The 11,883-nt window shown below is 31.8% G+C and carries 13 protein-coding genes; 3 read left to right on the forward strand and 10 right to left on the reverse strand.

What is annotated here, in order from left to right:
* Window positions 1-5: 5 nt before the first annotated feature.
* Window positions 6-197: a DUF5325 family protein gene (locus ACZ267_RS05150; protein ID WP_002467499.1), complete on the forward strand. Its 192-nt coding sequence runs from the start codon at window positions 6-8 to the stop codon at window positions 195-197.
* Window positions 198-489: 292 nt separating this feature from the next.
* Here ACZ267_RS05150 and ACZ267_RS05155 read toward each other — a convergent pair whose 3' ends face one another.
* On the reverse strand, window positions 490-1,308 hold the full coding sequence (locus ACZ267_RS05155; protein WP_002467495.1) for an inositol monophosphatase family protein: 819 nt from the start codon (window positions 1,306-1,308) through the stop codon (window positions 490-492).
* A 166-nt stretch (window positions 1,309-1,474) separates the two neighbouring features.
* On the opposite strand from ACZ267_RS05155, the gene ACZ267_RS05160 reads away from it, so the two are divergent.
* Window positions 1,475-2,089: a YktB family protein gene (locus tag ACZ267_RS05160; protein ID WP_002467504.1), complete on the forward strand. Its 615-nt coding sequence runs from the start codon at window positions 1,475-1,477 to the stop codon at window positions 2,087-2,089.
* 142 nt (window positions 2,090-2,231) lie between these two features.
* Entirely contained in the window at window positions 2,232-3,578 is a 1,347-nt protein-coding gene (locus tag ACZ267_RS05165) for an Nramp family divalent metal transporter (protein ID WP_015365185.1), read from the forward strand.
* Between the two features lie 83 nt (window positions 3,579-3,661).
* On the opposite strand, the gene ACZ267_RS05170 is transcribed toward ACZ267_RS05165, so the two are convergent.
* The 9 genes from ACZ267_RS05170 to lpdA all read right to left on the reverse strand — a co-directional run bounded on the left by ACZ267_RS05170 (window position 3,662) and on the right by lpdA (window position 11,883).
* Entirely contained in the window at window positions 3,662-4,165 is a 504-nt protein-coding gene (locus ACZ267_RS05170) for a DUF4064 domain-containing protein (protein WP_015365186.1), read from the reverse strand.
* Between the two features lie 135 nt (window positions 4,166-4,300).
* A complete protein-coding gene (gene auxB / locus ACZ267_RS05175) occupies window positions 4,301-5,440 on the reverse strand; it encodes a lipoteichoic acid stability factor AuxB (RefSeq protein ID WP_002465397.1) in 1,140 nt (379 codons plus the stop codon).
* A 72-nt stretch (window positions 5,441-5,512) separates the two neighbouring features.
* A complete protein-coding gene (locus ACZ267_RS05180; protein WP_002465395.1) occupies window positions 5,513-6,586 on the reverse strand; it encodes an ABC transporter substrate-binding protein in 1,074 nt (357 codons plus the stop codon).
* Window positions 6,583-7,395: an ABC transporter permease gene (locus tag ACZ267_RS05185; RefSeq protein ID WP_015365188.1), complete on the reverse strand. Its 813-nt coding sequence runs from the start codon at window positions 7,393-7,395 to the stop codon at window positions 6,583-6,585. The genes ACZ267_RS05180 and ACZ267_RS05185 overlap by 4 nt, the downstream gene beginning before the upstream one ends.
* 5 nt (window positions 7,396-7,400) lie before the next feature.
* Complete coding sequence (locus tag ACZ267_RS05190) at window positions 7,401-8,204, reverse strand: ABC transporter permease (RefSeq protein WP_019235863.1); 804 nt, start codon at window positions 8,202-8,204, stop codon at window positions 7,401-7,403.
* Window positions 8,197-9,291, reverse strand: coding sequence for an ABC transporter ATP-binding protein (locus ACZ267_RS05195; protein WP_015365190.1), 1,095 nt, complete (start codon window positions 9,289-9,291; stop codon window positions 8,197-8,199). The genes ACZ267_RS05190 and ACZ267_RS05195 overlap by 8 nt, the downstream gene beginning before the upstream one ends.
* 13 nt (window positions 9,292-9,304) lie before the next feature.
* Entirely contained in the window at window positions 9,305-9,844 is a 540-nt protein-coding gene (locus ACZ267_RS05200; RefSeq protein ID WP_079449137.1) for a helix-turn-helix domain-containing protein, read from the reverse strand.
* 164 nt (window positions 9,845-10,008) lie between these two features.
* Complete coding sequence (locus ACZ267_RS05205; RefSeq protein ID WP_002467472.1) at window positions 10,009-10,284, reverse strand: UPF0223 family protein; 276 nt, start codon at window positions 10,282-10,284, stop codon at window positions 10,009-10,011.
* Between the two features lie 192 nt (window positions 10,285-10,476).
* Complete coding sequence (lpdA, locus tag ACZ267_RS05210; protein ID WP_079449136.1) at window positions 10,477-11,883, reverse strand: dihydrolipoyl dehydrogenase; 1,407 nt, start codon at window positions 11,881-11,883, stop codon at window positions 10,477-10,479.

Below are 11,883 nucleotides of genomic sequence, written 5' to 3' on the forward strand. Positions count from 1 at the left end.
ATGGGATGCAACAAAAAAAATCTAAAGGCATTTTCTGGATATTCTCAATTTTGGCTTTAATCTTTTTATTGCTATTTAGCTTTAGCATTGGTGCAGCAAATGTTCCAATGATGATTTTAACATTTATATTACTCGTTGCAACATTTGGTGCCGGTTTCACAGTGAAAAAGAAATATCGCGAAAATGACTGGTTATAGATGATATAGCCCAATATTAATAAAATAAAACTTTATTTAAAATTCAATGTTAGTGGTATTTTGTTTTTAAGGTTTATTGCATAATGTGCTTGTCTCTTGGCAAGTCAGAAGAATAGTAATCGATATGATTAGCATATTAGGCATAACCATTTAAGATCATTGCATAATCAAACCCTAACAACTACTTTCTCTTTGATGAGTTAGTATGCTTTCAAACAAATTTTATTTAATTTTTACAAAAGACAAAGCCTGGAACATAATCTGATGTCCCAAGCTTTGTCTTTTTAATATTTTAATTTCCAAAACGTTTTTTATGATGCATTCTTAAAGTATCTTCATGATTTTTTAAATAATCACTTATTATTTCATCATGTAATAAAGGATTAGCCATGATAATAGAATTGGGTCGCGTAATAGTTAATGTTTCACCAAGTAAATTAGTGCCTTTTCCCCCAACTTCGTTGAGTATCATTAAACCACCAGCATAGTCCCACGGTTGTAGTCTTGGCGTTAAATATGCAGCTAGTTGTCCTTTAGCTACACTCACAATTTCTAATGCAGCACTACCATAAGCTCTTGCACTACGTGCATCATTCACTATTGGTGCAAAAATAGGTCCCATAATTGGTTTGGTTAACCAATTAGGATTAATGCCAATAATACTTGTTTTTAGTTGCGTATCTTTTAAAGGTTCTAAAGCATGGTTATTTTCAAATGCACCCTCACCTACTTTGGTATGATACAAAATATCTCTCATAACATCGTACACAAAGCCAGCATATGGTTTGCCTTCATGATAAATCCCGATTGAAATAGCGAAGTTTTCTTGTTGATGAACAAAGTTTAATGTGCCATCTATGGGGTCAACTACCCAAACAACACCGGAAGTATCAATCAAGTCATGACCATGACCTTCTTCACCAATCACTTTATGCTCTGGATAATTTTGATGTATCATATCATAAATATAATCTTCAGTTGCTCTATCTACATTTGTCACTAAGTCATTAGGATTGGATTTAGTTTCAATATTTAATTCATCTTTCATCATTAAGCGTACTTTATTACCCGCTTCTAATACTAATCCTTTTGCAAAATCGTAAAGTGCCATGGTATCATCTCCTATTTATCTATATTATACATGATTATGGTCTCAATTTTATATTTATAGACTCCCCTATTTTTAACAATTTATGCATTCTTTTGAAACTGCAATTTAGAATTTTAATGCTTTATTATGCTACAATAATTCTAATCATAATCCTAGGAGGCAAATCATGACTAAATACACATTTTCACCTCAAAATTTTAAAGCCTTTGATGTGGATGGACTAGATGCTAGAATGGAAGCACTTAATGAGCATGTTAGACCGCAATTGCATCAATTAGGGGATTATTTCACTGAATACTTTACAACTCAAACAGGTGAAACATTTTATCCTCACGTGGCAAAACACGCTAGAAGAAGTGTCAATCCACCTAAAGATACGTGGGTTGCATTCGCTCCAAATAAACGCGGCTACAAAATGTTACCTCATTTCCAAATCGGCTTATTTAGAGACCAATTATTTATAATGTTTGGTGTCATGCACGAAGCAAAAAATAAGGCTGAAAAAGTTAAAATTTTTGATAAACATTTTGATACATTAAGAAACTTACCGTCAGATTACAGCATCTGTCTTGATCATATGAAGCCTGAAAAGACGCTCATTAAAGACTGTACTGATGAACAGTTACATGAAGCCATTGATCGTGTCAAAAATGTTAAAAAAGGTGAATTCTTCGTAGCTAGATCAATTACACCAGATGATCAAAGGTTAAAAACTGATAAAGCTTTTATTCAATTTGTTGAAGAAACATTTGATCAATTTTTAAAATTCTATTCTGCTTAAGTCAAAAGAATTCACGATACTTGAACCTGTGACATCCACTCATGTCCAGGTTTTTTTATTTTGTAAAATATTTTTAGGTTGACCTAAAAATAACATTAGGTTAATATATCAATATATTTTAAGTTAGAGGTGAGTTTTGTTTATGAATAAGCAATCAGTCGACCAAGAACATCAAAAAAGCTTAGACGAAATTAATAATACGATTGATTTTGACTATAAAAGTAATGCAAGTCAAAAACTTTTGGCTTTCTTAGGACCTGGATTATTAGTAGCTGTGGGATATATGGATCCGGGTAACTGGATAACTTCTATGCAAGGTGGCGCACAATTTGGATACACCCTCTTATTTGTAATATTAATTTCTAGTTTAGCTGCTATGTTATTACAAAGTATGACCGTAAGATTGGGTATCGCAACGGGTAGAGATTTAGCTCAAATGACACGCCATTTTTTATCTAAACCTATCGCGATTATTTTCTGGATTATCGCAGAATTAGCTATCATTGCTACGGATATTGCTGAAGTGATTGGTAGTGCAATTTCACTTAATTTACTCTTTAATATTCCATTAATCGTTGGTGCTTTAATTACAGTATGTGATGTATTTTTACTATTATTTATAATGAAATTTGGATTTAGAAAAATAGAAGCCATTGTAGGTACGCTTATATTCACTGTTTTAGCCATTTTCACCTTTGAAGTTTATATTTCTTCACCGAATGTATTGAATTTATTAAATGGCTTTGTACCCCACACTGAAATCATTACAAACAAGGGTATCTTATATATTGCATTAGGTATTGTAGGGGCAACTATTATGCCACATAATCTATATTTACATTCTTCCATTGTTCAATCACGGAAATATGATAGAAATAATAATGAAGATAAAGCACAAGCAATTAAATATGCAACGATTGACTCCAACATCCAATTATCTATTGCATTTGTAGTCAATTGCTTGTTATTAACATTGGGCGCAGCACTATTTTTCGGAACTAACACAGATGAATTAGGTGGATTTTATGATTTATACCACGCTTTAAAAACGCAACCATTATTAGGTGCCACATTGGGTGGTATTATGAGTACCTTATTTGCAGTTGCTTTACTTGCATCTGGACAAAATTCAACAATTACAGGTACATTGGCAGGTCAAATTGTAATGGAAGGCTTCTTGAGATTACGTATTCCTAATTGGCTTCGTCGACTGATCACACGTTCTTTAGCTGTAATTCCTGTTATTATTTGCTTAATCATTTTTAATGGTAATGCCGAGAAAATTGAACAATTATTAGTATTCTCACAAGTATTTCTAAGTATTGCGTTACCTTTTACTTTAATACCACTTCAATTAGCTACAAGTAATAAAAAGTTAATGGGACCATTTATTAATAAAACATGGATTAATATTATTTCATGGTCACTCATTATTATTCTAAGTATTCTAAATGTCTACCTCATTATCCAGACATTCCAAGAATTATAAAATAAAAAACCGGTTGAAATGAATTAACAGTTCAACCGGTTTTTTATTATAAATCACTATCATTTTTAAGAATAATAGTTGAATTAATACGTATATGGTTTATCTTTTTGTTGATGTTCTTTTAATTCCTTTTCAGGATCCCACTCATTTCGTTTAGAATAATCTTCTTGATGATTATGAACAGTTTGATCTCGCTTAGGTCTCTGTTGATTAGATTTCGTTAATAGCATAATACCTGCAATGAACCATAAAATCATCGCAATGATATTCGTTGCCATAATACCGACCACCGCTGCTGCAATTAATAAACTGGCACCCAATTTATTTCTACCTTTTACTGTTAATGCACCAACAATTCCTAAAATAGTTGAAAATGCAAGCACACCCATAGATAATGCTATTGATGTAGTAAGCATTTCCATTGACATCTCTTGATTACCGCCCATCATTTGGTTAACCATTTCCTTATTTTGAGATGCACCGCTTCCTGATTTCATCGCAAAATAACCTATAATGACAAACAGTAAATATAAACTACTTAAACCATTGGCTATCCATGCTAATATCAATTCTGTTTTTCTCTTCATTACAGTACCTCCTTTAACTCTTACATTAATCATACTAAAAACTATCTTTACATGCTATTCAATACGATAAAAATCTATTAACAACAAAAAATACCAAAAGTGAATGTTAAGTATCACTTTTGGTATTTTAATTAATTATTTTTCATTGTCATTTCCGTCAATTTTTTGATGATCTTGTTTCACTTGATCTCTCATATCTTTTTCCGTATCACCAAACATTTGACGACGTTCTTCATAGTTCATTCTTCTTTGATTAACCGCACTTGGTTGATTCTTACGTTTTTCTTTCATACGCTGATTATACGCTTTACGCTTTTCTTTTTTCTTAGCACGAATTTCAGCTTTTTCTCTTTTACGTTGCGCTTTTAGCTCTTTAGGATCAACTTGAGGTTCTTCATTATATTGTTGTGATGGCTCTACATCATCTTGCTCATTATATACCTCTTGATTATCTGTAGAAGCCTTATCTGAACGTGACTTTTTGTTATATTTCGCTTGGCGAGATAATAATGTTGGTTCTTCATCTTGTTCATTATCATCTGAACGATATTCACTTTCTACAGCACGTTTAGGAAACTGTTCGTATTTATCATCTTGTGATTCTTGTTCGTCTTGAATTTGATTTGTTGAACCTGTTGTTGTGTCATACGCTTGTTCTTTTCGTTCCATACTACGACGTGACGGACGTCTACGTTGTTGTGGCTCTTCAACTGGTTCATTTTCAGTTTCATTATGATGCGTAAAAGCTTCTTGTTCTGACATTTCTTCGTATGGTTGATAACCATAACCACCGTTATAATAGTTCGGTACGGTTTCAACTTTATTCTTTCTTACAAACATCATAATAGCAATGATAAAGAATAAAATTGGAATAATTAATGTTACTACAAGTAATACTAAAGGTATTGTGATAATTGCTGATAACAAGAATAAGAAACCAGATAATATTCTAATGTTCATAGAAATTAAAGCTAAAAATGAAATCAATAAACAAACGATGAAATACACTATAATCGCCCAAACACCATTTTGTAACCAAATCACAAATTGTGTAGTGCTTAAGCTATTATTTGCTAAGACTTGTTGAATAAGATCATTATTATTTAATGTATTCTCTAAGTTAGCAATAGATGTATCATTACTAAATGACACTAAAGCTATAAACATCGTGACGATTGTCAAAATTAATAAGAATACCCAACTAAGCCACCCTAAAACTTTTTCTGTTAGTCGACTGACTGGACGTTTAATTTGAGTATATTGCTCTCCTGTCATTCGTTACAACTCCTTACTTTACTTATCAAGTTATTATATCGAATATAACAAAAAATAACTACCATTTTCATTTTACTTTAACGACATTTTAAAATTTAAAAAACTTTCGTTATATTCACTTAATGTTTCTTGCCCTAAATCTTGATATACTTCCAATCGTTGTTGTTCTTTTTGATTAGGATAAAATCTATGATCATTTCTAATATCTTTAGGTAACATCTTTCTTGCTTCTTTATTTGGTGTAGCATAGCCTACCCATTCAGTATTCTGCTTATTGTTTTTTTCATCTAACAGAAAATTCATAAAGCGATATGCGCCTTCTTTATTTTGTGCAGTTTTAGGTATTACCATATTATCAAACCATAAATTTGATCCTTCTTTTGGAATAACATAATTATATTTGTCACTATCTTGAACTAATGGAGCAGCAACTCCACTCCATACAACTGCAATACTTCCTTCATTTTGTTCAAGCATCATTGTGATTTCATCACCTACAACGCCTCTAACTTGTGGCGCTAAATGATGTAAATCAGATTCCGCTTTTTTGATATGTTGTGGATTTTTATCATTCAAACTATAGCCTAATTTATTAAGGCCCAAACCTATAATTTCACGTGCACCATCAACTAATAATACTTGGTTTTTATATTTAGATTTATACAAATCTTGCCAACTATTAAAAGATTCATTAGGATACTTATCCTTATTATATAGTATTCCAACAGTTCCAAAGAAATATGGTAATGAATATTGATTATGTCGGTCATATGACATATCCATATAATCTGAATCTAAATTTTTAATATTAGGTATTTTCTTATGGTCTAAAGGTTCTAATAAATGTGCACGCTTCAATTTTTGTACTGTATATTCACTTGGAAAAGCGACATCATAATGTGTTCCTCCATTACGTATCTTAGCTTCCATAGCTTCATTCGAATCAAATGTTTCATAAACCACTTGGATACCTGTTTCTTTTTCAAACTTTTTAATTAAGCTTGGATCAATATACTCTCCCCAATTATAGACGTATATTTTTTGGTTAGTGTCTGTGTTTTCTTTCGATTTGAACCAGTGACTCACGCCTAAACATAAAACACCTATCATAATTGAAATCAAAATCAATTGTAAAAATCGTTTCATGTATTGACACCTCGTTTCGGATGCTTTTTACGTTGCACGAGGTGTTGAATTGCGTAGTAACCAATAACACCTATCACGATTACACCGAATAAAATTGTTGAAATTGCATTAATTTCCATGCTTATACCTTTTCTAGCCATTGCATAAACTTCTACAGATAATACACTGAATCCATTACCAGTGACGAAGAAACTCACTGTAAAATCATCTAATGAATAAGTTAATGCCATAAAGAATCCACCGATTATAGCAGGCATAATATTCGGTATAACCACACTACTTAATAATTGCGATTCAGTAGCACCTAAATCTCTAGCAGCATTCAACATACTATCATTCATTTCATATAATTGTGGTAAAACAACAATAACAACAATTGGAATACAAAATGCGATATGGGATGCTAACACTGTCCAAAATCCAAGGCCTAAACCTGTAAAATGACCTATTGCAGTAAACATAATTAAAAATGACGCACCAATTACAACATCTGAAGATACCATTAGTACATTATTGAGCGTTAATAGCGTCACTTTAAACTGTTTATGTCTTAAGTGATATATAGCTATAGCACCGAATGTTCCAATCAATGTAGAAATTGCTGCTGCGATTAATGCGACGGCAACTGTATTAAATATGACTGACATTAATTTATCATTTTGGAATAAGGTTTGATAATGTGCCAGTGTGAAATGTTCAAAATGTATCATATTACCTGCTGAATTAAACGAATATACCATTAAAAATAATATAGGTATATATAATATAGCTATTAATATACCTATATATAGCTTGCCATACCACTTCACACAACTCACCCTTTCCTATGATTAGATTTTGATTTAGTCATAATTAAAATAAATGCCATAAAAATGATTAGGAATAACGCTATTGTTGAACCCATACCATAATTTTGAATAGTTAAAAATTGCTCTTCGATAGCTGTCCCAATATTGATCACTTTATTGCCGGCGATTAAACGTGTAATCATGAATAGTGATAATGCTGGTATAAAGGTTACTTGAACACCAGTCATTACACCTTCCCTCGTTAAAGGCATAATCACTTTACCAAAGGTTGTTAGTGGATTAGCGCCTAAATCACTTGATGCTTGTAGTAAATTATTAGGAATTGCTTTCATACTATTAAAGATTGGTAATATCATAAATGGTATATAGATATAACTTGATACTACTATGAATGCACCCGCAGTAAATAACATATTAATTGGAGATAAATTAAAGATGTTAAATAATTGGTTGATTAATCCATCATGACTCAACAAACCTATGAATGCATATGTTTTCAATAATAAGTTAATCCATGTAGGAATAATCATAATCATCAGTAGTAAATTTTGAAATTTAGATTGAGCGATATAATAAGCTGCTGGGTAACTTATTAATAACGTGACAAGTGTAATAATCACAGCAAATATAATAGAATCAGCAAACATTTTAAAATAACTCAAAGTGAAAATATTTTCATAGTTAGTTAAACTAAAATGGCCTTGATTGTCTAAAAAAGAATAATAAACAAGTAATACGACTGGAATGATTATGAATAATACCATCCAAATCAAGTATGGAATAAGCAATAAACGATTAGTATTACGCATTTTCAACATCCTCATAACTTTCAATACGTTTATCAAATTCTTCTTCCGTTTCACCTGGTACCATGATATGAATTGCTTCTGGCTCAAAATACAAGCCAACTTCACTGCCTACTTCAGCTTTACGTGTTGATTGGATCACCCATTCATATCCCTTTCTATCAACCACACAGATTTCGTAATGAACACCTCTAAAGAGCATTGAATCTACTTTTACTTGGAACAAACCTTTATCTGCTTCAATCAATGAAATATCTTCAGGACGAATGACAACTTCTACTTTTTGATTTGCAGGTATACCCATATCTACACAATCAAAATCTTGACCATAGATATTTACAACATAATCTTCTACCATTCGACCTTCTACAATATTCGATTCACCAATAAAATCAGCTACGAAACGATTGACCGGCTCATCATAAATATCGTTTGGTGTTCCAAATTGTTGAATTTTACCATCTTTCATAACAAAAATATAATCACTTAAAGCTAATGCTTCTTCTTGATCATGAGTAACAAAAATAAAAGTAATACCTAGACGAGATTGTAATTCTCTTAATTCATACTGCATTTCAGTTCTTAATTTTAAATCTAAAGCTGAGAGTGATTCATCTAATAATAAAATTTCTGGTTCGTTAACAATGGCTCTAGCGATGGCTACACGTTGTTTTTGACCACCACTCATACCATTAATATTACGATCTTCATACCCTGATAGCTTAACAAGTCGAAGTGCTTCTTCTACTTTTTCTTTAATAGCACTTTTACTCATTTTCTTTAATTTCAACCCGTACGCGATATTTTCAAATACATTGAGATGTGGGAATAAAGCATAATCTTGAAAAACTGTATTTACTTTACGTTTGTTTGGAGGTAATTTTCCAATTGGTTTATTTTGATAAATTACGTCTCCTTGATCAGGATATTCGAAGCCAGCAATTAATTTTAAAATGGTTGTTTTACCACAACCTGAAGGCCCTAATAATGTGTAAAAATGACCTGATTCTATATCTATATCAATTTCATTTAATATTTGAACGTCATCATATCCTTTGCTTACGCCTTTAAATGATAATAATGGTGCCAATATTCACAACTCCTTATAAATATGATGCTGTTGCAACAATTAATATTTTCACTTCCTGTTTTCCTTCATTAAAAAGACGATGATCATCATTTGCTTTAAAATAAAATACATCTTCTTTGTTTGCATGGTAACAATCATTACCTAATTGCAATGTCACTTGTCCTTGTAAACAATAAACAAACGTATCCGATTCTGAAGGGTTAAACGTCTTATATGATGCACCTGGTTTCAATGTTAATAGAAGTGGTTCCATTTCAAATTCATTAGATTTTGTAACTAACCAATTTAATATATAGCCTCTATCGTATTCATCATAAATGATTTGCTCTTCCTTTTTATAAATGACCTTTTGTTGCTCTGTTTCTTTAAAGAAGTCGCTAGCCGATGTTCCTAAAACCTCTAGTATATTTAAAAATGTTTCCATACTAGGAGATGCTTTTTGGCTCTCTATTTGGGATATGTATCCTTTTGAAAGATCTGTTCTTTCAGCTAATTCTTCTTGTGTTAAATTTTTAATTTTTCTAAGATTTTTGAGTTTATACCCTATTTCCATAATGAAACCACCTAAAAAAGCTATATTAAGTTTACTTTTATCAAACATTTTGTTTAACGCTTAATAAAAATACCAAAATATAGCTCTACAATCAATACTTTTTATTGTTTTAAGACAAACATTTTACATTCACAACATTTTGCTTTTTGTTAAGTCAGTTTTACTTAAGACTTAGCAGAAAACACTTGTTGATCAGGGTTTTTATTTACTTCTTGGACTACCTTATAACTATTATATCCACTGCTTTTTTCAAACTCTTTAAACAGTTGTTTCTCTTCAGCTTTACCAGGCACGATTTGTTTGAAACTTTTATAAGCTTTTTTAACCTCTTCACCTTTAACTGATGATTCATAATAGTTCTCAATTTTATTAAAGAAATGAATGACATCCATCATTTCATCATTTGTCCAATCTAAATCTAATGGATATTGATATTCCAAGTTAATTCACTCCTATAGTTTAATTAGAATACAGAATTAGTGTATATGAGATGATTTAAACTGACAAATAGTTTATGAATGATAAGTCAATATAGGATAAATATTCTTATTTGAGTAGCTTTAACTTATTGTAATAAAACAAAAAAACTGGCAACAAATAATGTTGCCAGTTTAATTTAACGTAATGTTAAATTACATTGTATGGATTGGGTATCCAATTGCTTTTTCAGCTGCTTCCATTGACATTTCACCTAAAGTAGGGTGAGCATGTACAGTTAATGCAATATCTTCAGCATTCATACCTGATTCGATTGCTAAACCTAATTCAGAAATAATATCTGAAGCGCCAGTACCTACTACTTGAGCACCGATTAATGTGTCATCTTCTTTAAGTGTAATTAATTTAACGAAACCATTTGTATCATCTAATGATAATGCACGGCCGTTAGCTGCATAAGGGAATTTAGAAGCTTTAATTGATAAACCTTCTTCTTTCGCTTGAGCTTCAGTATAACCTACTTGAGCTAATTCAGGCTCAGTGAAGCATACTGCAGGCATACCAATGTAATCAACTTCTGCTGCTTGTCCATCAATAGCCTCTGCAGCTACTTTTGCTTCATAGCTTGCTTTATGAGCAAGAGGTAATCCTGGAACGATATCACCAATTGCATAGATATTATTGATTGAAGTACGGCTTTGTTTATCAACTTCGATTAATCCACGTTCAACAAATTTAAGACCTAATTCTTCTAAGCCTAATTCATCAGTATTTGGACGACGACCTACAGTTACTAATACATAATCAGCTTCGATAGTTTGTTCTTCACCTTTAGCTTCATAAGTAACTTTTACGCCATTTTCAGTTTCTTCAGCTGATTTAGCCATTGCTTCAGTAACGATTTCGATACCTTTTTCTTTCATGCCTTTTTTAACTGGTTGAGTCATTTGTTTCTCAAAGCCACCTAAGATATCTTTAGCACCTTCAAGAATTGTCACTTCAGAACCAAAGTTAGCAAATGCAGTACCAAGTTCTGAACCGATATAACCGCCACCAACTACTACTAATTTACCAGGGACTTCTTGTAAGTTTAATGCACCTGTTGAATCGATAACACGGTTACCAAATTCAAAATTAGGAATTTCAATTGGTCTAGAACCAGTTGCAATGATTGCATTTTTGAAATTGTAAGTTTGAGCACTTTTTTCGTCCATAACGCGTAAGCTATTGTTATCAACAAAGTAAGCTTCGCCTTTAACGATTTCAACTTTATTACCTTTTAATAAACCTTCAACCCCACCAGTTAATTTATTAACAACTGATGATTTGAATTCTTGAACTTTTTCATAGTTTAAAGAAACACTTTCAGCGATTACCCCTAAGTTTTCTGAATGTTGTGCTTCAACAAAACGATGAGATGCGTGTAATAAAGCTTTTGAAGGAATACAACCAACGTTTAAGCAAACACCGCCTAAATTACCTTTCTCAACGATTGTTACTTTTTGTCCAAGTTGTGCTGCACGAATTGCTGCAACATAACCTCCAGGACCTGCTCCGATTACAATAGTATCTGTTTCAATTGGGAAATCTCCAACTACCAT

Source organism: Staphylococcus sp. AC872 (assembly GCF_979255425.1).

Bases quoted from the DNA above. Each gene is read 5' to 3' on its own strand.
- ACZ267_RS05170 (WP_015365186.1), bottom strand. From the start codon at position 4,165: ATGAAGAGAAAAACAGAATTGATATTAGCATGGATAGCCAATGGTTTA.
- ACZ267_RS05155 (WP_002467495.1), bottom strand. From the start codon at position 1,308: ATGGCACTTTACGATTTTGCAAAAGGATTAGTATTAGAAGCGGGTAAT.
- ACZ267_RS05150 (WP_002467499.1), top strand. From the start codon at position 6: ATGCAACAAAAAAAATCTAAAGGCATTTTCTGGATATTCTCAATTTTG.
- auxB (WP_002465397.1), bottom strand. From the start codon at position 5,440: ATGACAGGAGAGCAATATACTCAAATTAAACGTCCAGTCAGTCGACTA.
- ACZ267_RS05180 (WP_002465395.1), bottom strand. From the start codon at position 6,586: ATGAAACGATTTTTACAATTGATTTTGATTTCAATTATGATAGGTGTT.
- ACZ267_RS05160 (WP_002467504.1), top strand. From the start codon at position 1,475: ATGACTAAATACACATTTTCACCTCAAAATTTTAAAGCCTTTGATGTG.
- lpdA (WP_079449136.1), bottom strand. From the start codon at position 11,883: ATGGTAGTTGGAGATTTCCCAATTGAAACAGATACTATTGTAATCGGA.
- ACZ267_RS05165 (WP_015365185.1), top strand. From the start codon at position 2,232: ATGAATAAGCAATCAGTCGACCAAGAACATCAAAAAAGCTTAGACGAA.
- ACZ267_RS05200 (WP_079449137.1), bottom strand. From the start codon at position 9,844: ATGGAAATAGGGTATAAACTCAAAAATCTTAGAAAAATTAAAAATTTA.
- ACZ267_RS05190 (WP_019235863.1), bottom strand. From the start codon at position 8,204: ATGCGTAATACTAATCGTTTATTGCTTATTCCATACTTGATTTGGATG.